Origin of the sequence: Actinokineospora xionganensis, from assembly GCF_014323725.1 — a bacterium.
In the GTDB taxonomy this organism is placed as follows: domain Bacteria; phylum Actinomycetota; class Actinomycetes; order Mycobacteriales; family Pseudonocardiaceae; genus Actinokineospora; species Actinokineospora xionganensis.
In genome coordinates, this window is the sequence record NZ_JABVED010000011.1 from 216,116 (window position 1) to 238,376 (window position 22,261).

The following is a 22,261-nucleotide window of genomic DNA, read 5'->3' on the forward strand; positions in this document are numbered from 1 at the left end:
CACCGTGCGGGCCACGGCCCACGTGGCCCGCCCGGTGTGTGGTGTCACTCGAGCTTCGCCAGCACCGACTTCACCGTGTCGATCGGGATGCTGAAGCCGATGCCGACGCTCCCGGCCGCGCCGTTCGCGCCGGAGACGGGAGAGTAGATCGCCGAGTTGATCCCGATGACGCGGCCCGCGGTATCGAACAGTGGGCCCCCGGAGTTGCCCTGGTTGATGGACGCGTCGGTCTGAATCGCCTTGTACGAGGCGCCTTGCGAGCCTCGGTTGGGGATGGAGACGTCTCGGTCCAGGGCACTCACGATGCCGGTTGTGACCGTCCCCTGCAGACCGGCGGGCGAGCCGATCGCGATGACCTCGTCGCCGACCTTCAGGTCGCCGGAGTCGCCAAGGGTTGCCGGAGTGAGACCGGAGACGCCTTCGGCTTGCAGCAGAGCGAGATCGGCGCCCGGGTCGGTCCCGAGCACCTCCGCCTGGGCGGTCTTGCCGTCGGCAAAGGTCACCGTGATCTCGCGGGCGCCCGCGACGACGTGGTCGTTGGTCAGGATGCGGCCCTCGGCGCTGAGGATGACGCCGGACCCGACGCCCTCGGCGTTCGCGGACCGCACCCCCACTTGCACGACGCTCGGCATCACCTTGGCGACCGTCGCGGTGATGTCGGTGGGTGTGTTGGCTGACGCGTTCTGGGCGATGGTCTGGTGCGGCGTGGACGGTTGGTCGGCCCCGATCAGTGCGCCGGCCACGCCGCCGAGGGCGCCCGCGCCCAGCACGGACGCGGCGACCAGGGCGACGGCGCCGCGCTTGGCGCGGCCACGCGGCGGCTGGGGGTGGGTGTAGAGCGGCGGGTACTGGTGCATGACTCCACGGTCGGCTCCCCGGGTATGAGAAAGCTGTGGAATGGCGAGGGATTGGCCAAGAAACCGTTGACCCGCGACTTGGTAAGGCGTAACTTACCGTTCGTGGTGACTTACCAAGCGGCGTTCGCGGCCCTCACCGACCCGACCCGTCGGGCGGTGTTCGAACTGCTCGTCGAGCGGCCGCGGGCGGTGGGCGAACTGGCGGCCGAGCTGCCGGTGAGCAGGCCCGCGGTGTCGCAGCACCTCAAGGTGCTCAAGGACGCGGGCCTGGTCGTCGACCACGCCGAGGGCACCCGCAGGCGCTACCGGGTCGACCCGGCGGGCGTCGCGGCGCTGCGCGGCTATCTAGACCAGTTGTGGGATAAGGCATTGGCGGCTTTCGTGGTCGCTGTCGAGGAGGAGGAGACATGACTCAGGGGACCGAGCTGCGCGTCCGGAAATCGATCACCGTGAAGGCCACTCAGGAGCGCGCGTTCACCGTGTTCACCACCAAGATGGGCACGTGGTGGCCCGCCGACCACCACATCGGGGACGGAGTTTTCGCCGACATCGTCATCGAACCCAAGCCCGGCGGCCGCTGGTTCGAGCGCAGCCAGGACGGCGCCGAATGCGAGTGGGGCTCCGTGCTCGCCTACGACCCGCACGACCGGTTCGTCCTGACCTGGAACCTGCAGGGCGACTGGAAGTACGACCCGGACACCGCCCGGGCCAGCGAGGTCGAGGTGCGGTTCATCCCAGAGGGCCCGGACACGACCCGGGTGGAACTCGAACACCGCCACCTCGAACGCCACGGTGAAGCAGCCGAAGGCATCCAGACCTCCGTCGACTCCGAACGCGGCTGGCCACTGATCCTCACCCACTACGCCGACGCCGTGGTGGGCTGACTCGGTACCCGGCCAGGCCGCAGCGGCATGGCGGGCAGCGGGCGAAAACGCTGACGTGACAGCGGTTCGGCCGCTGCTCGCCCCGACCGTAACGGTCATCTCGCCGCTGACCGCCCGCTTCCGCTTCACCGGCCCCGACCAGGTGTCCGCGATGATGGCCGCCGCTTTCACAGTGATCAGCGACATCAGGTTCCACACCGAGGTCGGCGACGACAAGACCCGGGCTCTGTTCTATCACGGGCGTTGCGGCCGGGAGGCGCTGGAAGAGGCGCAGTTGCTGCGGTTCGACGAGAACGGGCTGATCACGGAACTCACGTTTCGGCAGGCCCCTGCCCGCGGCGACGGAGATCATGGGGAAGATCGGCCCACTCCTGCTGTGCAAACAGGGCAGGCCGGCTGTCGCGCGCTTGGTCGCGGTCCTGAGCAAGCCACTGGCACTGGTCACCCGACTCGGCGAAAAGCACATCGTCCCGATGGCCGACCCGGCCCGCGCCAAGTCCTGAACTCATCGCGCGGCTGGGCGCTCATCGCCGTGGTGCTGTGGCTTGCGGGCTCGCCGGTGGTCGGCAGATCCGGGTTTCCGTGAACGCGGAGTCGCCCGGGACGTGGTCATTTCACGCGCCACAGTCTCGTGTACAGCCGTTCGAGCTGTACGGCGAGGCGCACGATGTCGTACCGATCCACTATCGCTGGTGGCGGGATGCGCCATGGGCCGGGCGGCACGCAGGGCCGCCAACTCATCGCGATAGCGGATCGCGTCACACGGCAGCTTGCGGGCGGCGCGAGGAGCAACAATCGGCGAGACATCCTCGAGCGCTGGACAAGTGGTGTATAGCATCGGCAGCCCAGTCGCGACCGCCTCGATGATCGCAAGCCCGAAAGTCTCGTCCGTCGCAGGGGATGCCAGAGCATCCATCGCACAGAGTGCGGGCGCGACGTCGGTGATTTGCCGGTGAACACGGCCCGGTTATCGGTGCCCAGCATTCGAGCCTGCTCTTGAGTTCCGCAGACCTTATCTTGGTGGCCGTCGCGCCGGCCTGGTGCCGCCGGCAGCGTCTAGGCTTCCGCTCGATCACATGTCGGAGCATGCTTCGGGAGTATCCGTGAGTGAGGACAGCAAGACCAGGAGGTCGCCGGTCCGCGTCCTGGAGAATGCGCTTGACCGGTCCCTTGAGACGCAGTGGAAGCGCGCCTTTGTCAGCGTCGATGGGCACCGCCGCCGCTCGCCAAACGCCACCCCTGACATGCTCGCTCAACGAATCGTGGACGAGTTCGTCCGCGACGTTTCCGTCATCGGTGCCGCCGGTGGCGCATTGGCTGCAATCCCCGGTCCCGGCACCGTGGTCAAACTCATCGGCGGCACCGTCGTGGAGACCGGCGCGCTCCTGGAACGCGCCACCTACATGATCATGGGTGTTGCCGAGGCCTACGGGCTCGGCCTCGACGAGATCGAAGTCCGCCGCTACGCCGTTCTCCAAGTCCTCGGCGCGTGGGTCGGAGCCTCGCAAGGCGCGGCCGGACTCGCGGGCACCCTTGGCGCAGGTCTGGGCAAGAAGGCCACCGAAGCCATCCCGATGACAGCCATTCACGCTTTCAACAAGGCGATGGGCAAGCAAGTCCTCTTCAAGTGGGCCTCCCGAACCGGCGCCATCCGTTTGGGCTCTGCGTTGCCCTTCGGAATCGGCGCAGGGATCGGCGGCACCAGCAACTATATCCTCGGCAAGTCCCTGGGCCGCGTAGCGATCAGCCAGTGCTCCCCCACCGAGCCTGAGCTCACTGACAACGGGACCTGCGCCGACGAGTGATAAAGCGGGGCCTTGCCCGCGTATGGACAGCCAGCGACTTTTAAAGTACCTTGCAACTATGACCAGGGTAGTGTCCGAGATCAACTTCAGCGAGTTGTCCAACAAGCCCGCTGACTCTGTGCGCAAGCTGCAGGAGTCGCCGAACCAGACCCTTCTTGTCCATCGTCGCGGGGGCGAGGAGGACCTGGTGCTCACGACGGTCAGTCGGGCGGAGGAGGTGCGGGAGGTCGTCTCCACCACCACTGCTCTCTTCGTCGCGTTGATGCAGAACCACGCCGAGGTCCGTGGTCTGGTTGCCGATGTGATGCCGAAGGCGTTCCCATGGGTGCGTTTCCTGCCTCGTGAGGACATGCAGGCTTTCGTTGTCGAGTTGGTCGAGACACTCGAGGCTGCGGGTTCCCTGGGCACCCCGGCACCGGTCGTGCAACTGATCGCGGAGTGGCGGCACACCGCCGAGGTCTACGCCGACCCGGGGCTGCTCGACATTCTGCGTCGGGATGGCGGGGACCTGGGTGAGGTCAGTGCACCGGTGGTCGCCGACTCGTGAGCCCGAAGAGGAACGACCCTGTCGCCGCGCCGACGCTCGACGGGGAGTGGCGCATCAGGTACGGCAGCACTGAGGCGGTCGACGGGTGGAGAGAACTGGAGAACCGGGCGGCGAGCAACCTTCGTGACGCATGGGAGACCATGCGTCACAACCCTGGGCCTGGTCCGGGCAGGCCGACCAGCCGCCATCACCAGTTGAAGGGCAGCCTCGCCACCGGCACTCACGGCGGCCAGACTTTGCCCCGGTGGCAGATCGAGGTCACCGAGGGAGACCGGGTGTGGTACCTGCTCGACACTGACACCCGCTCGGTGTGGGTCGAGTACGCGGGGGCGCACCCGAAGGCGACCGACTGAGCGAGGCTCTGCCGGACCGGACCATCGCCCCGATTGGCCTGACAACCGTGCGCTCATCGGCAGAAGAGTGCGTTGTCACGCGCGGGCGAATCGGTGACTGGTCAGGGATTCAGGGTTTCGGGGTAGGGCGGCACCGGTCGTCGATGTCGGGGATCCAGTAGCAGAGTTCGAGTGTCTTCATGGTTGCCCAGTGCCCGAGTCGCCGGGCTTGGACGATGAAAGCGACGAAGCCGCCGAGGAACAGGACGGCGCAGCCCGCGGCCAGTGCGTGGTTGCGTCCGACGAACAACTCGACCACCGCCGCGCCGAAGCCCAGGGCGGCTGGGGGTGCGGAGTTGCGCAGCATCAGGCCCGTCGCCCGCAGGCGTTTCACCTCGATGGCGACGTCCTTGTCGTGCAGCTCAATAGCGGACAGCAGCAGGGCTCTGTCCGTGTCGACGAAGTCGCGGCCCTCGGCGGCGGGAACCCGCTCCACGAACTCCCGGGTCGGATTCCGCTTGCGCCGCCGCGGGACGATCCGGTTCGCCGCCTCGCCCGCCGGGTAGGCCAGGTAGCCGAGCAGGTAGCTCAGCAGCACGACCAGGACCACCACGAGCCAGGCCGGGGTGCCCGCCATCGTGCCGCCGCCGAGCAGGTGCAGGCGGGTGATCACGTGAGCGAAGAATGCCAGGTACAGCGATCCGGGGATGGCGTAGGTGAACAGGTCGAAGATGCCGACGGCGAAGGTCACCCTGCGATCTAAGACCATGCGCCGCCCGGACATCCAGGGATTGGCGATCTTGCCGCTCGCGCGCGACCAGCCAGGCTCAAGCCTCGGGGAGGAAGGTGGCGTGGGCCGCGATGATCTTCCAGTCCGTCTGCTCGTCCCGGGTCCAGGTCCGGGTGTAGCGCAGTCGGGCGGCCACCGGTTGCCCGCCGACAGCGCCTTCCAGGGTCCCGAGGAACCAGGTGACACCAGTGTGCGCGGTGGCCATCACCCGCAGGTCCTCCTCGTCGAGTCGGCTCAGCACCTGATGGCCGGTTTCGTGCGCGGTCAAGTCGTCCTGCTTGGTGTAGAGCTTTCCGTCCGGGCCGGTGAACCATGCGGCGTCGTCGATCAGCTCGTCCAACGCGGTCACATCGGAGGCGAGTTGGGCACTCTGGAGACGCCGCTCGGCGGCACGGAGGCTTTCGGTGTTGCTCGGCATGGTTCCCACTATGGATGTCCCGGAACCGCATCGCGTTGGCGTTCACTCGTGGGGGATCAGCCGAGCAGGCAGAAGGGGTGGCCCGCCGGGTCCGCCAGAACGTGCCAGCCTCGGGGGTCTGCGTGCAGGAGGGTGCCGCCGAGGTGGACGACCCGCGCCTGGGCTTGGTCGAGGTCTTCGACCTCGATGTCCAGGTGGAAATGCTGTGGGTGTGCCGGGTCCGGCCATCGCGGGCGGCGGAAGTCGTCGACCCGTTGGAATGCGAGCACCAGTCCGGATTCCGTGTGCAGGGTGGCGAAGTCGTCGTCGATCGACCAGCGGCGGTCGGGATGGTTGACCGTGCCGCCGAGGAGTTCGCGGTAGAAGTCCGCCAGTTCCAGGACGTCTGGGCAGTCCAGCACCACGCACTGGAGTTTGCCGATCATGGGTCGGTCCCTCCTCGAAGCCGGTCCAGGAGCAGCCGGTAGGCCGCGCGCAGCTCCTCTTGGGGGAGTGGGGGCAGCATGTGCCGGGCGCCGATGTGGATCGCGTACAGCAGTTGGCCCACCCGTCGGGCCTCGTCCGGGTCGCCGCGGTCGCGCAGCCACAGGGACTCCATGTAGGCGATGCGACCTTGGTCGACCCTGGTCATCATGGCCCCGACCTGCGGGTCCTGTTGTGCCCACGCCCGCATCGCCGTTTCCAGGCCGTCCTCGTGCGCGGCCAGCACCAGCTCGAGCAGGCGGTCGAGCATGGCCGCGGGCTCGTCGGTCTCGGCTTCGACGACCTCGATGAAGCGCTGCGTGCCGACCTTCTCGACATGCTCCAGCAGGGCGGCCTGGTACCCCGCCATACCGCCGAAGTGGTGGTAGAACGACCCCTTCGTCAGGCCGAGTCGCCCGCAGAGCCGGTCGATCGTCAGCGCTTGCGACCCCTCGGTGGACAAGACCGCGATGCCCTCGCGTAACCAGTCCCGCTTAGCCATCAGCAACCTCTCTGAAACATGCCATACCGTATGGTACGTTGCCTGCGGGTCGGCGGGGACTGGGGGTCCCCGCCGCCTCTCCTTCGCCTGCTGCCGCAATCGGCCGCCGGCTGGTTCGGGACAGGGTCCCGGCCGCCGTTCGTTTAGGTTGTGAGGGTGACCAGTGAGACGACCTTTCTCCGCCTGCAGGCGCGCACCCAGCGCTTCACCCTCGGCTCCCCCCGCGAGTTCCGCGTCGCCCCGGACGGCTCTTACGCGCTGTTCCTGAGGTCGGCGAGCGGCGAGGACCGCACCCACATCCTCTGGAAGCAGGACCTGGCGAGCGGGGCCGAGACCCGGCTCGGCGACCCGGCCGTGCTGCTCGGCGGCTCCGAGGAGCTGTCCCCCGAGGAGCGCGCGCGCCGTGAGCGCAGCCGCGAACAGGGCGCGGGCGTCATCGGCTGCGCCACCGACGCGCAGTCCCGAGTCGTTGCCTTCGCGCTGTCCGGGCGCCTCTTCGTCGCCGACGCCCACACCGGGGAGACGCGTGAGCTGGCCACCGCGACCCCGATCATCGACCCGCGCCCCGACCCGACCGGCACCCACGTCGCCTACGTCGCCGACAACGCCCTGCGCGTGGTCGGTGTGGACGGCGCGGGCGACCGGGCCATCGCGACGCCGGAGGGCGAGGACCGGGCGTGCGGGCTCGCGGAGTTCGTCGCGGCCGAGGAGATGAGCCGCTCGCGCGGCTACTGGTGGTCGCCGGACGGCACGAAGCTGCTCGTCGCGTTCACCGACAAGCGCGAGGTCCAGCGCTGGCACATCGCCGACCCGGCGAACCCCGGCGCGGACCCCGTCACCGTGTCCTACCCGGCCGCGGGCACCCCGAACGTCAAGGTCACCCTCGCCATCGTCAGCCTCGACGGCACCCGCGTCGACGTCGACTGGGACGGCGCGCTGGAGTACCTGACCACCGCGCACTGGTCGGCCGCGGGCAAGCCGCTGATCGCCGTGCAGTCCCGTGACCAGCGCACCGTGGAGATCCGCGCGGTCGACCCGGACACCGGCGCCACCGAGGTCGTGCACACCGAGACCGACGACACCTGGATCGAGATCGTCACCGGCGTCCCGGCGTGGACCCCCGACGGCAAGCTCGTGCGGGTGGCCGCGTCCGATGGCGCGAACCGCCTGTTCGTCGGCGACGAGGCCGTCTCCGGCGACCTACAGGTCCGCTCGGTGCTCGACATCGGCGACGACATCCTGTTCACCGCCTCGGCCGACGACCCGACCCAGGCCCACGTGTACCGCGCGGGCGAGAAGGTCGAGCGGGTGTCCACTATGGACGGTGTGCACTCCGCTGCCCGCGGCGGGGACGTGACGGTCCTGACGTCGTGGTCGCTCGACTGGTCCGGCCCGAAGATCAGTGTGCTGCGTGGCGGTGAGGTCGTCGGTGAGGTCGAGAGCCTCGCCGTTCAGCCGCCGCTGACCCCGAACGTCCAGCTGCTGACGGTCGGCGAGCGCGCGCTGCGGGTCGCGGTCCTGTACCCGACCGGGCACGTGCCCGGCACCAAGGTCCCGGTTCTGATGGACCCCTACGGCGGCCCGCACGCGCAGCGCGTGCTGTCCACCCGCAACGCCTACCTCGTCCCGCAGTGGTTGGCGGACCAGGGTTTCGCCGTGATCATCGCCGACGGACGCGGCACGCCGGGGCGGGGCCCGGAGTGGGAGCGCGCCATCGCGTTCGAACCCGCCGAGGTCACTCTGGCCGACCAGGTCGACGCCCTGCACGCGGTCGCCGCCGACCACCCCGACCTGGACCTGACCAAGGTGGCCATCCGCGGCTGGTCGTACGGCGGATACCTGTCGGCGCTGGCGGTCCTGCGCGCGCCCGAGGTCTTCCACGCGGCCATCGCGGGCGCACCGGTCACCGACTGGCGGCTCTACGACACCCACTACACCGAGCGCTACCTCGGCCACCCCGACGAGCGCCCGGAGGTCTACGACCGCAACTCCCTGATCGACGACGCGCCGAAGCTCGACCGGCCGCTGCTGATCATCCACGGGCTCGCGGACGACAACGTCGTGGTGGCGCACTCGATCCGCCTGTCCAGCGCACTGGTCGCGGCAGGCCGCCCGCACTCGCTGCTGCCGCTGCCGGGGGTCACGCACATGACGCCGCAGGAGGACGACGTGGCGGAGAACTTCATGCTGATGCAGGTGCGCTGGCTGAAGTCCGCGCTTGGTCTGTGAGTGACCGGGGCCTGACCTATTTCAACAGGTCAGGCCCCGTTCCAGCCGGTGGTTGTCGGTGGTCGTGGCTAGGCTCCGACGGGTTCGATCCAAGTCTGGTGACAAGGAGAATCCGGTGGCTTCCCGTCTCAACCCCTACCTCAGCTTCAACGGCGACGCGCGGCAGGCGATGGAGTTCTACAAGGACGTCTTCGGCGGCAACCTGACGCTGAGCACCTTCGGTGAGTTCGGCATGTCGGACGCACCGGAAGCCGACAAGATCATGCACGCCATGCTCGAAGCGGACAACGGCTTCGCCCTGATGGGCGCCGACACACCGCCCGGACAGGAATACAACCCGGGCACCGCGTTCGCGGTCAGCCTCAGCGGCGACGACTCCGGCGAGTTGCGCGGCTACTGGGACAAGCTGTCCGGCGGCGGACAGGTGCAGGTGCCGCTGGAGAAGCAGATGTGGGGTGACGAGTTCGGCATGTGCACCGACCGGTTCGGCGTTCCGTGGATGGTGAACATCGCCGGTGCCAAGGTCTGAGCCGACACCGCTGCGAGCCGCGCGCGAGCACGTGCGCGGCTCAACGGTCACCGCGCGGTGAAGACCCGCTTGCCGCGGTTGTGGCCGGTCTCGACGAGTTTGTGGATCGCGGCGGCGTCGGCCAGGGGGAATGCGCGGACGGGCAGCGTGAGGCGGCCCTCGGCCACTCGCTGGGCGACTGCCGCCAGGGCGGAGGGGTCGCGCTCATTGGAGCCGAAGAGCGGGATACCCAATTGGTAGGCGCTCATGTCGGAGATGGTGATGATCCGCGACGTGCCGCCGCGCAGGTCGATCGCGTCCGGGAGGCCGCCCTGGCCCAGGTCGAAGACGGCGTCGACGCCGTTCGGGGCCTCGGCACGCACGCGGTCGGCCAAGCCGGGGCCGTAGGTCACGGCCGTGGCACCCGGGTCGTGCAGGTGGTTGTGGTTGCCTTCGCTGGCCGTCCCGATCACGGTCGCGCCGCGTTCGATGGCCAGTTGCACGGCGACGGTTCCGACAGCGCCCGCCGCGCCGTTGATCAGGATGGTTCGCCGTCGGTCAGGGCCAGTTGGTCGAGCACCCCGCAGGCCGCTTCGGCCGCGATGGGCAGGGCCGCCGCTGTCGTCCAGTCCAGTTCGCGCGGCTTGGGCACCACCTTGGTGACCAGCGCGTATTCGGCGTAGCCGCCGCTGTCGGCGAAGCCGAACACCTCGTCGCCCACCTCGGCCCAGTCGACGCCCGCGCCGACCTGGTCGGCAGTCCCCGCCACCTCCAGGCCAGGGATAGTGGGCAGCGTCGTCGGCACATACTCCCGCAGAAGACCCGCGCGAAGCTTGGTGTCGTACGGGTTGATCCCCGCCGCCCGCACCCGGACCCGTGCCTGACCGGGCCCGGCCTCGGGCGTGGACAGGTCCTTGAGGTAGCACATCCGGGCCGCAGTACTCGTCCAGCACGATCGCGCGCATGGCTGACCTGATTTCACTCGGCCCCTGCCCGATCAATTCCACCTCAGCACGCACCGCCCGACCAGGGCCGAAGGGCCACCTACCCCTTTAGGCAACCGAAGGTTGCGGATCGGCAAGCCCTCCGCTAACGTCATACGCAACCGATGGTTGCTTTATTGGAGGTCCAAATGGAGTACGGAAAGCTGGAACGCGAGATCCGCATCGACGCGGCCCCGGAGATCGTGTTCGACGTGGTGAGTCGTCCCGAGCACCTGAAGTCGTGGTGGTCCGATGACGCGTCGTTCGAGCCCACGCCGGGCTCGGTCGGCGAACTGGTGTGGGGTGACCGCGCCGGCGTCGAGGCGATCACGGTGGTCGACGTGGATCCGCCGCGCAGGTTCGCGATCCGCTGGGTCGCCGCTGATGGCCAGGTGCCCGACGCGGACAACTCGCTTCTGATCACCTTCGAGCTTGAGCCCTCCGGCGACGGCACGATCCTGCGCCTGACCGAAACCGGCTGGCGGGAGAAGGGCTGGGAAGCCGCGGTGCTAGAGGAGGCCTTCCGCGACCACGAGCGCGGCTGGGACCTGTTCCTGCCCAAGCTCCAGAGCTACGCCGCTTCCGTGGTGGCGCGATGACTGTCGCCGTCGACGACGAACTCTGGTCGGCGATCGGCGACCCGATCAGGCGACGCCTGCTCGACCAGCTGCTCGCGGAAGGAGTCGGCACGCCGACCAGCCTGAGCGACCGTCTCCCGATCTCACGCCAAGCGGTCGCCAAGCACCTGGGCGTGCTCGACCGCGCGGGCCTCGTGCACGCGACACCGATGGGCCGCGAGCGGCGCTACGAAGTCGACGAGGCGCAACTCGCCCGCGCCGTCCGGCAACTGAATGAAGTCGGCAGGACGTGGGACGCGCGACTGAACCGCGTCAAGCGCATCGCGGAACAGATCCAGCGTCAGCAATCAGCTTTGGGGGACACGCATGGGTGACTTGCTGCTCGGGGAGAAGAGCGCTGTGATCTACGGCGGCGGCGGCGCTATCGGCGGCGCGATCGCCCAGGTGTTCGCTCGGGAAGGCGCGCGGGTCTTCATCGCCGGGCGGACTCAGGCGAAGCTCGACGCCGTGGCGCGTGGCATCGACGCCATGGGCGGAAAGGTCGAGACGGCGCAGGTCGACGTTTTCGATCAAGAGGCGGTCGAGAAGCACGCCGACACGGTCGCGGCGACGGCGGGCGGCATCGACATCGCCCTCAACGCCGTGAGCGTCATGCACGACCAAGGGACGTTGCTGGCCGACCTGTCGCAGGAGGAGTTCATGCGGCCGATCGATGGCTTCCTGCGGTCGCTGTTCATCACCAGCAAGGCGGTGGCACCGCACATGGGCCGCACCCGGCCGGGCGTCATCCTGACCTTGTCCGAGCCGGGTTCCAAGCTGGCTGTCGGCGGCATCTTGGGGCACAGCGTGAGCGCGGCGGGCAAGGAGGCCTTCTCCCGAGTTCTGGCCGCCGAGTTGGCGCCCGCCAACATCCGGGTGGTCTGCATCCGGCCACACGCGGTCGTCGACGCGCCCGCGGCGGGGTCTTATACGAAGGATCTCTTCCGGCAGACCGCGGCAGCGGCCGGGCAGTCGGTCCAGGAATTGCTCGAAGGCGGGGGAATGGCGCAGGGGACGCTGCTGAAGCGGTTGCCGACACTCTCGGAGATCGCGGAGACGGCCGCGTTCCTGGCTTCGGATCGAGCTGGAGCCATGACCGGAACGATCGCCAACCTGTCTGCCGGCGCCCTTGTCGACTGAGGCCGGCTTGTCCGATCCAGCGTGACCGGCCGCCCGCGGCACTCGGCGGACGGGATTGGACTGGACCGACGCCGACGGCCAAACGCGCGAAGAGGTAGCGGCAAAGATGAAAGGTTCGGGCGGAACCGAACGCTGGCCGAGCGCCCGCAGGTAGCCCCGGAAGAGCTGTTCCGCCTTGCTGATGGTGAGGATTGTTGGGTGATGGCCGCACTGGCATCCGCCAGGGAGCGCGGCAGCGGCGACCTTGGGGTCGGCGCTGCCCGCCAAGGCGGTGTTTGGGCATCGTCGATGAGGTCGGACGCGTGAGAGAGAAGGCGTCCGGCCTCATCGCCAGGATGGAGTGTCTCATCGACTCACGCCGCGAGGCGCTCGACCGACCTGTCAGCCGGTGCGAACCGTCAACGACGTCAGGTGGGCGGGCAGCCATGACGACGCGGGCAGGCGCAGGGTGCCTGCGTCGGGCTTCTTGGAGTCACGCAGCCACACCTCTGCCGAGTAGGAGACCTCTACGCAGTCGACGCTTTCGGCGTTGCTGAAGCTCGACTTCCGCCACTCAGCGTGCATGCTGTTTCAGCTCCGTTCGTAATCGGCCAGAATTCTCGCCAGGAAGTTCACCGAATCGGCGGATCCCAGCGCCACCTTCATCAAACCAGAGGTGATGTGCTCGAAGAGGTCGATGTCATCCTCCTGGTCCAGGAAGCCCATTGCGCCATCGCTATCGACGTGGACGATGCTCGACACACGGTCGAACCCAAACATCGAGAAGTGGCCTGGGTTGCGGTAGCCGCCGTGCCGGAAGGGGATCACGCGGATCTCGACGTTGGGCAGCTTGGCTCGGTCCATGAGCCACCGGATTTGGCTCGCCATCACCTCCCGACCGCCGTAGGGCCGCCGTAGCACCGCCTCATCGAGGAAGGCGGTGTACTTCGGCGCCACCAGTTTGATCAACACTGTCTGGCGGTCCATTCGCGCGGAGATCAACGATTCCCGCTGGGGCTCGTCCAAGCGTCCTGTCGCAGTGATCGCCCTGGCGTAGCCAGGCGTTTGGAGCAGTCCCGGCACGATCGAAGGTCCGAAGTTCACGATGGAGATGGCTTCCGACTCGAAGTCGATCAGCGCCTTCAACAGGTGGGTGAACCGGGGGCTCACCTCCATCCAGCCGGACGCGTTCACCTCCTCGACCATGGTCAAGATTCGGGTGCGCTCCGCTCCGGTCACGCCGTAGATCGCCAGCATGGTGGCCACGTCGGCCACCGACGGAGTCCGCTTGGCGTTCTCTGTGCGGTTGATGGTCGCGATGGAGGCGCCCATCCGGGCCGCGACCTGGCGGGTGGTCAGGTCCGCCTGTTCCCGCAGTCTCGTCAGCTCACTGGCCAGGGCGCGCAGCCGGGCGGGCAGTCGTTCGCTCATCTGTTCATCAGATCAGCTGTTTCGAGTGTCGGAAATGACACTGATGGCTGAGGGTTATCGGGATATGAAACGCTGTCGGGACGAGACGATCCAGGAGGCGCTTATGTCGAGGTGGGGCATCACGTTGCCGTTGACCGGGGTTCCCCTGGCGGCACACCGGGACCTGGTCAAGGAACTACCCGACCTCGGCTACACCGACGTCTGGTCCGCCGAGACCGCGGGCACCGACGCCTTCACCCCGCTCGCCCTGGCCGCCGAATGGGCCCCCGAACTCCGGCTCGGCACGGCGATCGTGCCGATCTACACCCGTGGGCCGGGCCTGCTCGCGATGAGCGCCGCCACGATGGCCGAACTCGCGCCCGGCCGTTTCGCCCTTGGCATCGGGACCTCGTCACCCACCATCGTCGAAGGGTGGAACGGCATCGAGTTCGACCAGCCGTTCCACCGGATGCGCGACACCCTGCGCTTCCTGCGGTCGGCGCTGGCCGGGGACAAGATCACCGAGAAGTACGCCACCTTCGAGATCACCAAGTTCCGCCTCGAACGCCCGCCCGCCCAGCCGCCCGAGATCATGCTCGCCGCCCTGCGGCCCGGGATGCTCAAACTGGCCGCGCGTGAGGCCGACGGCGCCATCACCAACTGGCTCGGCGCCGGCGACGTGCCCAAGGTGCGCGCCGAGGTGGGCCCCGACCTCGAACTCGTCGCCCGCATCTTCGTCTGCCCCACCGAGGACGCCGCCGCCGCGCGCGCCCTGGGTCGCCTTCTCATCAGCAGCTACCTGACCGTCCCCGCCTACGCCGCATTCCACGACTGGCTCGGCCGCGGCGACGAACTCAAGCCCATGCACGACGCCTGGGCCGCGGGCGATCGCGCCGGAGCCAACGCGGCGATCCCGGACTCCGTGGTCGACGACCTGATCGTGCACGGCAGCGTCGACCACTGCCGCGAGCGCGTCCAGTCCTATGTGGACGCGGGGTTGACCACGCCCGCCATCGCCGTCCTGCCGACCGGGGCCGACCCCATCGAGACCGTCCGGGCGCTCGCCCCGCGGCCGTGATGGCCCAGAGATGACGATCCAGCACCACCGGCCGGTCGGGCCGAGAACCCTGGCCGACCGCGCGCTCGCCGCGTCCTCGCTGTCGGGGGCGTTGCGGGCGGCGGTCGCGTCCGGTGACGTGCGCCGCGTCGTCTGCCTGGTGCCCGACCCGCACGCTCGATTCGCCGCGGTCGAGGTGGGCGCCGAGTACTTCGTCGACACCGTCCTGCCCAACGGCCACGGCCTCGGCGCGGCGGTGTTCGGCTGGAACCCCGAGCGGGCCGCGGTCAACGCCCCCGCCGTCGACCAGTTCCTCGGCGGCTACGGCGACCTGCGGCTGCGGCCCGATCTGGCCACCCTCGCCCCGGACGAACCCGGCACGTGGTTCGTCGTCTGCGATGTCGAGTGGCCCGACGGCCGCCCGGTCCCGGAGGCGCCCCGCACGCTGCTGCGCGAACAGGTCGCCGCCGCCGAGAAGTTCGGTTTCGTTCCGGCCGTGGGAATCGAGCACGAGGTCACTTTCACCGCACCAGACGGCGCACCATTGGCCGACCGGGTGCACAACTACGCCGTCGACGGCCTGTCCCCGCTGCCGGACCTGCACGCCGCCGTCGACCGGCTCGCTCTCGGCGCCGAGTCCGCCCGCGGCGAGGCGCACCCCGGCCAGTACGAGATCGTCCTGCGTCACCGCGACGCTCTCGCCGCCTGCGACGACGCCATGCTGCACCAACTCGTCCTGCGTCGTGTAGCCGCCGAGCGCGGGGTCCGGGCGGGCTACCTGGCCGCCGAGTCCACCGGAACCGGCAGCTCCTGCCACGTCCACCTCTCACTCACCGACGCGGGCGGCACGTCTCTGATGGGGGGCGCGCAGCCCACCGAGCCGTCGACCGTCTTCGGTCACTTCCTCGCAGGCGTCCTGCGCGCCGCCCCCGACCTGACCGCCTTCTGGGCTCCCACCTGGAACTCCTACGTCCGCCTGCGCACCGCTCCCTTCTCGCCGCGCACGCTGCGGTGGGGGACCGACGACCGGACCGCGGCCGTGCGGCTGGTCGGACAGGGCCCGGCGCTGCGGATGGAGGCCCGGTTCGCGGGCGCCGACGCGCAGGTCCACCTGGTGCTCGCCGCCCTGATCGCCGCCGGGATGTCCGGGGTGGCCGAGCGGCTTCCGCTGCCCGCCCAGGGCCGGGTCGTCGGCGACCTCGCCCGCACGCCCTGGGACGCGCTGACTCGGCTGACCGAGTCGAAACTGATGCGCTCGCTGCTGGGCGACGCGGCGGTCGACCACCGGGCGGCGCTGCTCGGCGAGGAGCTGAACGCCGGTCTGGACGCGGTCTCCGACTGGCAACGAGACCGCGGGGATCTCCGCGCGTAAGCATTGACGCGGCTCGACTGGAGCCCTTATCGTCGGCATCCAGCCGATGTGCCTTCGGCTGATCTCTCTCGGCTCTGTCCTGTGTGGACACCTGCGCCCGAGTCACTCGGACCGGAGGACCACGTTTGATGAACAGGAAGCGCCGCAGATCCACGCGCGTTCTCAGCGGCATCGGGCTGACCGCCGCCGCCGTCGCCACCATCGTCGCGGTGTCCATGCCCGCGCAGGCCCAAGAAGGAGTCGTGCGGCTCGCCGACAGCCCAGACTCGATCAAGGACAGCTACATCGTCGTCCTCAAGGACAAGAAGAAGACCCTGACCGCGGGCGCCCTCACCTCGCGGTACGGCGGTCGGACCGAGCAAACCTTCGACACGGCCGTGAACGGTTACGTGGCAACGATGTCCGACCGCGAAGCCCGTCGGCTCGCCGCGGACAAGTCGGTCGCGTACGTGCAGGCCAACCAGCGGATCAGGATCAGCGAAGCGCCGCCGTCCTACGGGCTCGACCGGGTCGACCAGCGCGATCTCCCCCTCGACGACGACTTCAGCGTCGACGCCCTGGCCGAGAACGTCACCGCGTTCGTGATCGACACCGGAGTCGACGCCGACCACGAGACTTTCGAGGGACGCGTCGTCGGCGGGTTCGACGCCATCGACGGCGACACCGCCCCGGACGACCTGAACGGCCACGGAACCCATGTCGCGGGCACGATCGGCGGCCGGGAATTCGGTGTCGCCAAGGGAATCAAGATAGTGCCGGTGCGGGTGCTCGATGAGGACGGCGACGGCAGCACGGCCGGGGTGATCGCCGGGATCGAGTGGGTCGTGAACAACCTCGACGGCCCGTCCGTGGCGAACCTGAGCCTGGGCGGCCCCAGCGACGACGCCCTCGATGAAGCCGTTCGCGGAGCCATCCGCGCCGGGGTCAGCTTCGCCGTCGCCGCGGGCAACGAAGCCGAGGACGCGGGGGAGACCTCGCCCGCCCGGGTGGCCGAGGCGATCACCGTCGCCGCGTCCGACGCCGCCGACAACCAGGCGGTGTTCTCGAACTTCGGCCCTGCCGTGGACCTTTACGCGCCCGGTGTCGACATCACGTCGTCGTTCCTCGATGGCGAAATCGCGACACTGAGCGGCACCTCGATGGCGACACCGCACGTCACGGGCGCGGCGGCGCTGATCCTGGCCGCCGACCCGCAAGCCTCACCCGCGCGGGTCCAACGCGAACTGGTGCGCTCCGCGACCAGGAACCGCGTCCAGAATGCCAGTACCGGCACCCCCAACCGGCTGTTGTTCACCGGCTGACCAACCCGGTCAGTGAGCGCCCCCGCGAACTCCGCGGGGGCGCTCATTTTCTTTAAACCGTAATGACTCCCCGCTCGTACGTTCTTGCACAGACCCAAGACGGCAGCGCGGAGGTCGGAATGAAAGCGGTCATGCTGGTGGGCCTGGCGTTGGCTGTGGCGGGATGCCACGGCGGCGACGAAGCCAAGCCCAAGGAACGCCGGGGACACCACGTCGAACTCGTTGCCGCACAGCCACGCCCCGCCGGGTTGCAACTGGTGCGCGGTTTCAACAGCGGCCCCATCGTCGTGGACGGCAACGGGCGCACGGTCTACGGATTCGTGAAGGACAAGACAAATCCGGCCAGGTCAGCGTGCGCGGGCAAGTGCGCGGAGACCTGGCGGCCGGTGCCGTTCACCGAGGACCTCAAGATCACCGACCTCGACCAGGCCATGGTCGGCTCCGTCGACCGCCCGGGCGGCGCGAAGCAGGCCACGCTGGCGGGCAGGCCGCTCTACACCTTCGCCGGCGACTCCATGCCCGGCGAGATGACCGGCCGAAACGCCGACTGGTTCGTCGTCGGCGCCACCGGCGGCAAGGCCGAGCTCACCACGGTGCTGGAGGGGTCCAGTGCGGTCAATCCGTGACGTGCTCGGGCCCCGCCGCGTCCTCGCCGCGGTGGCCGCCGTGCTGCTCCTCGCGGTGGTCGCGGTGGGGCTGGTGCCCACAATCCTCGTCGAGTCGCGGAACCCCGAGCCGCGACCGACCGAATGGGGTCCGCTCGGCGCCGCCGACGTGGAGCTGCTGCGTGCCGCGCGCCGGGCGGGCCTCTGGGAGGGACCCGCGGGCGAGATCGCCCGCGAGGTCTCGCGCAACGCGAAGATCCAGGCGCTCGGGATGACACTCATGGTCGACCACGGGCAGCTCGACGTCGCGGTCCGCCAGTCCGCGGCGAAGCTGCGGGTCCCGCTGCCGGACGAGCCCAACGAATCGCAGCAGGGCTGGCTGGCCGAGATGCGGGCGGCGGGCAGCCCCGAGGAGTTCGACCAGATCTTCGCCAACCGCCTGCGGCAGGCCCACGGCTCGGTTCTGGTGACCATCGCCGAGGTGCGCGGCGGCAGCCGCAACGCCGAGGTGCGCGACCTCGCGTCCATCGCGAACCAGGCCGTGCTGCGGCACCAGAACCTGCTGGAGAAGACCGGGCTGGTGGATTTCACCACGATCGCCGAGCCGCTCGCGGGCACCTCCTTCGACACCGAACTGCGGGCCGACGCCCGGGCGTTCGCGCTGGTCGGGCTGCTCGTGTTCGCCGAGTCCGCGCTGGTGGTGCTGCTCATCGCCTGGCTGCGCCGCTCGCGCGGCAAGGCGGCGCCGCCCTCTGTCGGGTCGTTCGCAGTCAACGAGATGGAAGGAACCAGGACATGAAGGTCAAGCACTGGACGGCACTCGCGGTCGCCGCGCTCGTCGTCGGCGGTTCGGCGGCGGGCATCGGCATCGCGCGCGCCCACGGCGGCGGTCCCGGCACCGGCACGGCCCCGCTGAAGGCGTTCTACGTCGACATAACGAAGGTCCGGCCGAACAAGGTCCAGATCCAGCGGCGGGCGTCGCCTGGTTCGTTCGTCAACAAGTGCGGGAACAACGAGGAGAAACACCGCAACTCCGACAACCACATCGCCGCGCCGGGCGTGGTGAACGCCGCCCAGCACCAGCACGACCACGTCGGGAACCTCACCACCAACGGCCGCTCCAGCGACCGGTCCCTGCTGCGCGGCGGGACCACCTGCGCGACCGGCGACAAGTCGTCGTACCTGTGGCCGGTGTTGCGCGACCTGACCCGCAACGGCGACGACGCCGGTCAGCCCGGCGGCGGCAAGGACGGCAACCTCGGCGCGATCCTCGACGGCAAGGTCACATTGTTGTTCCGCGGCAACCGGTTCCAGAAGGTCGTCGCGGCGCCGCAGGGGCTGAGGATGACCACCGGCGACGCGAAGCCGGGGGAGAACGGTCCGGGCAACGTCCGGGTCAGCTGGACCTGCAGGGGCTTCGAGGACCGCACCACCGCCAAGTACCCGGTATGCCCTCGTGGCCGAAGTGTCGTGCGGCTGCTGGAGTACCCGAGCTGCTGGGACGGCCGCAGCCTCGACAGCGCCAACCACCGCGACCACGTCCGGTTCCCCGACAGCTCCGGCCGCTGCCCGCGCAACACCGTCGCGATCCCGCAGCTGGACATGACCGTCGAGTACGCGGTCCCGGCGAAAGCCAATGTGGCCCAGGGTTTCGCGCTCGACGGGTTCCCGCAGGAGAACCACCGGCCCGACTCCGACCACGGCTTCGTCCACCTGTTGATGAACCGCACGCAGATGGGTGACGTGGTGAGGTGTGTCAACAGTGGCCGCACCTGCTGACCTGCTCGCCCAGGCGGCGGAGGAACCCGGCGTGCGGGCGGTCGCGGCGCTCAGCGCGCGCTTCGCCTACGGACTCATGTGTCTGACCCTGTGCCTGGGCGTCATGACGGTCACCGGGTGGGGCAGGCACGCGGTCAGCCGCAAGGCGATGCGGGCCGCGCACCTGTCCCTGGGGACGCTCACGATCGTGTTCGCCGTGGTGCACGCGGTGTGCTTCCGGTTCCTGCCAAGCGGGCCGATGCCGTTGGAGCACCTGCTGACGCCCTTCGTTCCCAACGTCCGGCACGGGCTTGGCGTGGTGTCGCTGTACCTGATGGTCGCCGTCGCGCTCAGCGCATGCCTGCACGGGTGGACCGCCTACCGCCGCTGGGCGTGGCTGCATCGCACGGCGTATCTCGCGATTCCCTTGGGCGCGCTGCATTCCCTGCTGGGCGCCCTGGCCAACGGCCATCTCTCGGTGCTGTGGCTGGGTGGGATCACCCTGCTCGTCCCGGCCGTCACCTTGGCGGTGCTGCGCGCCCTGCCCGCGCACACGCTCGAACGACTCGGAGTGGAGACGGAGAAGGTATGAGACGCGGACGCGGACGTGCCACGGTGGTGCGCGTCGACAACGACCGGTGCGAGTTGTACGGGATCTGCGTCGCCGAGGCGCCCGAGGTGTTCCGGCTCAGCGACAACCGGCTCCGCCATGGCAGGCGGATCGACCCGGCCGACGAGATCGCGGTCGCCGCCGCCGCCCGGAACTGCCCGATGCAGGCGATCCGGCTGCGGGAGAGTGCCCGGTGACCGTGGAGCGGATCGTCGTCGTCGGCGCGGGCGCCGCGGGCTTCCGCGCCGCCGAACGACTGCGGCAGCTGGGTTTCGACGGTGAAGTGGTGATGATCGGCGACGAGCCGCGCAAGCCGTACCACCGGCCCGCGGTGTGCAAGGCGCTGCTGTGCGGCAGCCGCAAAGCCCGGGACGTGACGCTGGAGGCCGCCGTCGAACTGGACGTCGGCTGGCGGCTGGGCACCCGGGCGATCGGGCTCGACACCGCTCGGCACGCCGTTCTCCTGCCCGGTGGCGAGGAAGTCGGCTATGACGGCCTGATCCTCGCCACCGGCGGGTATCCCCGGTCGTTGCCGGGCGCGCCGCGACACGACCCGCGAGTGCGGGTGCTGCGCACGGTCGAGGACGCCGAGGGGGTCCAGGCGGCGCTGCGGACGAGCAGGCTGCCCGCGGTGGTCGTCGGTGGCGGGTTCATCGGCTGCGAGTTCGCCGCGAGCATGCGGGCGATGGGCCGCGAGGTCATCGTCGTCAACAACTCGGCCAAGCTGCTGCATCGCTTCGGCGACGCGATCGCCGACGCGGCAGGCGACCTGCACGCCGGGCACCGGGTCGACACCCGGAGCAACGCCCGGATCAGGAAGTGGGACACCGGGCGGGACGGCGTCGGCCTGCACCTGGACAACGGCGACGTCGTGTTCGCCGCGTGCGTGGTGCTGGCCGTCGGCAGCACGCCGTCGGTGGAGTGGCTGCGCGGGTCCGGCCTCCGGGTGGACGACGGGGTGTTCTGCGAGCCGACCCTGTTCGCCGCCGGGGTCGACGACGTCGCCGTCGCCGGGGACATCGCCCGCTGGCCCAACCTGCGGTTCGACCCCGTTCCCAGGCGGGTGGAGCACTGGATCACCGCCGTCGAGGGCGGCCGGGCGGCGGCGGAGAACCTGCTCGCCGGCAAGTGGGCGGCCAAGCCGTTCACTCCGCTGCCCAGGGCCTGGACCAGCCAGTTCGACGTGCGGGTGCAGCACGTCGGGATGCCCGCGCTGGCCACCGACACCGTCCCGCTCGACGCGGGAGTCACCGGGTTCGTCCGGGCCGGGAACCTGGTCGCCGTCGCCACGTGGGACCGCCCGCACGCGATGCTCGACTGGACCGCGACCCTGGACCGGTTGCTCCCCGTCCCCACCGCCGGTCGCAGGCCGCGCGCGCGCCCGCCCCGCGACGGCATCCCCGCCCGCGTCCTCATCGAACGGCACTACGCCAGTCGGCACTCATTCGATGGACCAAACGGAATAATGACCGGACAATGAGGGTTTCCGTGACCGAGCGCGCTGAATGGACAGAATCACGGCAGTCGGCCATGCTCCCCCGAGTGGGTCGCCATACGCGGGCAGTCAGACCGGTCGCGGTCGTGCCTGACGACCCGAAGGACGAGTGGGTGCGGCAGCTTTATCGTCAATTCGCGAACCAGCTCAGCGCCCATGTTCTCGGTTTGACGAAATACGACCGGCAATGGACCGAGGACGTCGTCCAGGAGACTTTCATCCGGGCGTGGAAACACGCCGACAAACTTGATCAGCGGCCGGAGATGCTGCGCGGCTGGCTGTTCGTCGTCGCCCGCCGGATCGTGATCGACACCCACCGCGGGCGGCAGGTCCGGCCCATCGAGATCCGCGGCACCGACATCGCCGAGGACCGGGTCGGCGTCTCCGACAAGGCCGACAGCACGGTCGACGCGATCGTCGTGCACGACGCGCTGCGCCGGATCTCGGCCGACCAGCGCGAGGCGATCATCGAGACGTACCTGAAGGGTCACACCGTCGACGAGGCCGCGGTCCTGCTGGGCATCCCGCCGGGCACGGTCAAATCCCGGACCTACCACGCGATGCGAGCCCTGCGGCGCGCGCTTCGGGCGCGGGGGTGAG

Annotated in this window: 31 protein-coding genes and 1 pseudogene; 22 read left to right on the top strand and 10 right to left on the bottom strand. The window is 69.4% G+C overall.

The window, feature by feature from the left end:
* Window positions 1-44: 44 nt before the first annotated feature.
* Window positions 45-857, bottom strand: coding sequence for a S1C family serine protease (locus GPZ80_RS20330; protein ID WP_187222354.1), 813 nt, complete (start codon window positions 855-857; stop codon window positions 45-47).
* A 102-nt stretch (window positions 858-959) separates the two neighbouring features.
* On the opposite strand from GPZ80_RS20330, the gene GPZ80_RS32845 reads away from it, so the two are divergent.
* From GPZ80_RS32845 to GPZ80_RS32850, 4 genes and pseudogenes are all read left to right on the top strand, one after another.
* Entirely contained in the window at window positions 960-1,268 is a 309-nt protein-coding gene (locus GPZ80_RS32845) for an ArsR/SmtB family transcription factor (protein WP_187222356.1), read from the top strand.
* A complete protein-coding gene (locus GPZ80_RS20340; RefSeq protein ID WP_187222358.1) occupies window positions 1,265-1,741 on the top strand; it encodes an SRPBCC family protein in 477 nt (158 codons plus the stop codon). The genes GPZ80_RS32845 and GPZ80_RS20340 overlap by 4 nt, the downstream gene beginning before the upstream one ends.
* A 37-nt stretch (window positions 1,742-1,778) precedes the next feature.
* Window positions 1,779-2,039 (top strand): annotated as a pseudogene (locus GPZ80_RS34060) (nuclear transport factor 2 family protein); the annotation flags it as partial.
* 52 nt (window positions 2,040-2,091) lie between these two features.
* The gene (locus GPZ80_RS32850) at window positions 2,092-2,244 is read left to right on the top strand and encodes a hypothetical protein (protein WP_246477273.1); all 153 of its coding nucleotides are present in this window, start codon (window positions 2,092-2,094) and stop codon (window positions 2,242-2,244) included.
* A 2-nt stretch (window positions 2,245-2,246) separates the two neighbouring features.
* On the opposite strand, the gene GPZ80_RS34065 is transcribed toward GPZ80_RS32850, so the two are convergent.
* Window positions 2,247-2,687, bottom strand: coding sequence for a glycosyltransferase (locus GPZ80_RS34065; RefSeq protein WP_376771703.1), 441 nt, complete (start codon window positions 2,685-2,687; stop codon window positions 2,247-2,249).
* Between the two features lie 157 nt (window positions 2,688-2,844).
* Between GPZ80_RS34065 and GPZ80_RS20355 the strand changes: the two genes are divergently transcribed.
* From GPZ80_RS20355 to GPZ80_RS32855, 3 genes are read left to right on the top strand one after another with little or no spacing between them, the layout of a single operon-like run.
* Window positions 2,845-3,546: a hypothetical protein gene (locus tag GPZ80_RS20355; RefSeq protein WP_187222365.1), complete on the top strand. Its 702-nt coding sequence runs from the start codon at window positions 2,845-2,847 to the stop codon at window positions 3,544-3,546.
* Window positions 3,547-3,604: 58 nt separating this feature from the next.
* Window positions 3,605-4,093: a hypothetical protein gene (locus GPZ80_RS20360; RefSeq protein ID WP_187222367.1), complete on the top strand. Its 489-nt coding sequence runs from the start codon at window positions 3,605-3,607 to the stop codon at window positions 4,091-4,093.
* Window positions 4,090-4,446: a hypothetical protein gene (locus tag GPZ80_RS32855; protein WP_187222369.1), complete on the top strand. Its 357-nt coding sequence runs from the start codon at window positions 4,090-4,092 to the stop codon at window positions 4,444-4,446. The genes GPZ80_RS20360 and GPZ80_RS32855 overlap by 4 nt, the downstream gene beginning before the upstream one ends.
* 109 nt (window positions 4,447-4,555) lie before the next feature.
* Here GPZ80_RS32855 and GPZ80_RS20370 read toward each other — a convergent pair whose 3' ends face one another.
* The 4 genes from GPZ80_RS20370 to GPZ80_RS20385 all read right to left on the bottom strand — a co-directional run bounded on the left by GPZ80_RS20370 (window position 4,556) and on the right by GPZ80_RS20385 (window position 6,597).
* Window positions 4,556-5,176 carry a hypothetical protein gene (locus GPZ80_RS20370; RefSeq protein WP_187222370.1) on the bottom strand — a complete coding sequence of 207 codons (621 nt, stop codon included), beginning with the start codon at window positions 5,174-5,176 and terminating at the stop codon, window positions 4,556-4,558.
* Between the two features lie 76 nt (window positions 5,177-5,252).
* Window positions 5,253-5,633: a nuclear transport factor 2 family protein gene (locus tag GPZ80_RS20375; RefSeq protein WP_187222372.1), complete on the bottom strand. Its 381-nt coding sequence runs from the start codon at window positions 5,631-5,633 to the stop codon at window positions 5,253-5,255.
* A 56-nt stretch (window positions 5,634-5,689) separates the two neighbouring features.
* Entirely contained in the window at window positions 5,690-6,058 is a 369-nt protein-coding gene (locus GPZ80_RS20380; RefSeq protein WP_187222374.1) for a VOC family protein, read from the bottom strand.
* Entirely contained in the window at window positions 6,055-6,597 is a 543-nt protein-coding gene (locus GPZ80_RS20385; protein WP_187222377.1) for a TetR/AcrR family transcriptional regulator, read from the bottom strand. The genes GPZ80_RS20380 and GPZ80_RS20385 overlap by 4 nt, the downstream gene beginning before the upstream one ends.
* 156 nt (window positions 6,598-6,753) lie before the next feature.
* On the opposite strand from GPZ80_RS20385, the gene GPZ80_RS20390 reads away from it, so the two are divergent.
* Window positions 6,754-8,826 carry a S9 family peptidase gene (locus GPZ80_RS20390; protein ID WP_187222378.1) on the top strand — a complete coding sequence of 691 codons (2,073 nt, stop codon included), beginning with the start codon at window positions 6,754-6,756 and terminating at the stop codon, window positions 8,824-8,826.
* 115 nt (window positions 8,827-8,941) lie between these two features.
* Window positions 8,942-9,355 carry a VOC family protein gene (locus GPZ80_RS20395; protein WP_187222379.1) on the top strand — a complete coding sequence of 138 codons (414 nt, stop codon included), beginning with the start codon at window positions 8,942-8,944 and terminating at the stop codon, window positions 9,353-9,355.
* Between the two features lie 47 nt (window positions 9,356-9,402).
* On the opposite strand, the gene GPZ80_RS32860 is transcribed toward GPZ80_RS20395, so the two are convergent.
* Complete coding sequence (locus GPZ80_RS32860) at window positions 9,403-9,837, bottom strand: zinc-binding dehydrogenase (RefSeq protein WP_312880463.1); 435 nt, start codon at window positions 9,835-9,837, stop codon at window positions 9,403-9,405.
* 35 nt (window positions 9,838-9,872) lie between these two features.
* Complete coding sequence (locus tag GPZ80_RS32865; RefSeq protein ID WP_246477274.1) at window positions 9,873-10,262, bottom strand: alcohol dehydrogenase catalytic domain-containing protein; 390 nt, start codon at window positions 10,260-10,262, stop codon at window positions 9,873-9,875.
* A 204-nt stretch (window positions 10,263-10,466) separates the two neighbouring features.
* On the opposite strand from GPZ80_RS32865, the gene GPZ80_RS20405 reads away from it, so the two are divergent.
* The 3 genes from GPZ80_RS20405 to GPZ80_RS20415 are packed head-to-tail and all read left to right on the top strand — an operon-like array spanning window position 10,467 to window position 12,074.
* Window positions 10,467-10,916, top strand: a complete 450-nt coding sequence (locus GPZ80_RS20405) for an SRPBCC domain-containing protein (RefSeq protein WP_187222381.1) — start codon at window positions 10,467-10,469, stop codon at window positions 10,914-10,916.
* Complete coding sequence (locus GPZ80_RS20410; protein ID WP_187222383.1) at window positions 10,913-11,269, top strand: ArsR/SmtB family transcription factor; 357 nt, start codon at window positions 10,913-10,915, stop codon at window positions 11,267-11,269. Before GPZ80_RS20405 ends, GPZ80_RS20410 begins: the two co-directional genes overlap by 4 nt.
* Window positions 11,262-12,074 (top strand): SDR family NAD(P)-dependent oxidoreductase, encoded by an 813-nt coding sequence (locus tag GPZ80_RS20415; protein WP_187222385.1) that lies wholly within the window; start codon window positions 11,262-11,264, stop codon window positions 12,072-12,074. The genes GPZ80_RS20410 and GPZ80_RS20415 overlap by 8 nt, the downstream gene beginning before the upstream one ends.
* 381 nt (window positions 12,075-12,455) lie before the next feature.
* Here GPZ80_RS20415 and GPZ80_RS20420 read toward each other — a convergent pair whose 3' ends face one another.
* Window positions 12,456-12,638, bottom strand: coding sequence for a DUF397 domain-containing protein (locus GPZ80_RS20420; RefSeq protein ID WP_187222387.1), 183 nt, complete (start codon window positions 12,636-12,638; stop codon window positions 12,456-12,458).
* A 6-nt stretch (window positions 12,639-12,644) separates the two neighbouring features.
* The gene (locus GPZ80_RS20425) at window positions 12,645-13,484 is read right to left on the bottom strand and encodes a helix-turn-helix domain-containing protein (protein ID WP_187222388.1); all 840 of its coding nucleotides are present in this window, start codon (window positions 13,482-13,484) and stop codon (window positions 12,645-12,647) included.
* 103 nt (window positions 13,485-13,587) lie between these two features.
* Between GPZ80_RS20425 and GPZ80_RS20430 the strand changes: the two genes are divergently transcribed.
* From GPZ80_RS20430 to GPZ80_RS20475, 10 genes are all read left to right on the top strand, one after another.
* Window positions 13,588-14,541 carry an LLM class F420-dependent oxidoreductase gene (locus GPZ80_RS20430; protein ID WP_187222390.1) on the top strand — a complete coding sequence of 318 codons (954 nt, stop codon included), beginning with the start codon at window positions 13,588-13,590 and terminating at the stop codon, window positions 14,539-14,541.
* A 10-nt stretch (window positions 14,542-14,551) separates the two neighbouring features.
* The gene (locus tag GPZ80_RS20435) at window positions 14,552-15,892 is read left to right on the top strand and encodes a type I glutamate--ammonia ligase (protein WP_187222392.1); all 1,341 of its coding nucleotides are present in this window, start codon (window positions 14,552-14,554) and stop codon (window positions 15,890-15,892) included.
* Window positions 15,893-16,020: 128 nt separating this feature from the next.
* Window positions 16,021-17,193, top strand: a complete 1,173-nt coding sequence (locus tag GPZ80_RS20440) for a S8 family peptidase (protein WP_187222394.1) — start codon at window positions 16,021-16,023, stop codon at window positions 17,191-17,193.
* Between the two features lie 119 nt (window positions 17,194-17,312).
* Complete coding sequence (locus tag GPZ80_RS20445) at window positions 17,313-17,819, top strand: COG4315 family predicted lipoprotein (protein ID WP_187222396.1); 507 nt, start codon at window positions 17,313-17,315, stop codon at window positions 17,817-17,819.
* Window positions 17,803-18,597: a DUF4142 domain-containing protein gene (locus GPZ80_RS20450; protein WP_187222398.1), complete on the top strand. Its 795-nt coding sequence runs from the start codon at window positions 17,803-17,805 to the stop codon at window positions 18,595-18,597. Before GPZ80_RS20445 ends, GPZ80_RS20450 begins: the two co-directional genes overlap by 17 nt.
* Window positions 18,594-19,577, top strand: a complete 984-nt coding sequence (locus GPZ80_RS20455; RefSeq protein WP_187222400.1) for a DUF1996 domain-containing protein — start codon at window positions 18,594-18,596, stop codon at window positions 19,575-19,577. Before GPZ80_RS20450 ends, GPZ80_RS20455 begins: the two co-directional genes overlap by 4 nt.
* Window positions 19,561-20,148 carry a ferric reductase-like transmembrane domain-containing protein gene (locus tag GPZ80_RS20460; protein WP_312880464.1) on the top strand — a complete coding sequence of 196 codons (588 nt, stop codon included), beginning with the start codon at window positions 19,561-19,563 and terminating at the stop codon, window positions 20,146-20,148. Before GPZ80_RS20455 ends, GPZ80_RS20460 begins: the two co-directional genes overlap by 17 nt.
* Window positions 20,145-20,363 (top strand): ferredoxin, encoded by a 219-nt coding sequence (locus GPZ80_RS20465; protein ID WP_187222402.1) that lies wholly within the window; start codon window positions 20,145-20,147, stop codon window positions 20,361-20,363. Before GPZ80_RS20460 ends, GPZ80_RS20465 begins: the two co-directional genes overlap by 4 nt.
* Entirely contained in the window at window positions 20,360-21,646 is a 1,287-nt protein-coding gene (locus GPZ80_RS20470; protein ID WP_187222404.1) for an NAD(P)/FAD-dependent oxidoreductase, read from the top strand. Before GPZ80_RS20465 ends, GPZ80_RS20470 begins: the two co-directional genes overlap by 4 nt.
* Before the next feature lie 62 nt (window positions 21,647-21,708).
* Entirely contained in the window at window positions 21,709-22,260 is a 552-nt protein-coding gene (locus GPZ80_RS20475; RefSeq protein ID WP_376771700.1) for a sigma-70 family RNA polymerase sigma factor, read from the top strand.
* The last annotated feature ends 1 nt before the right edge of the window (window position 22,261 follow it).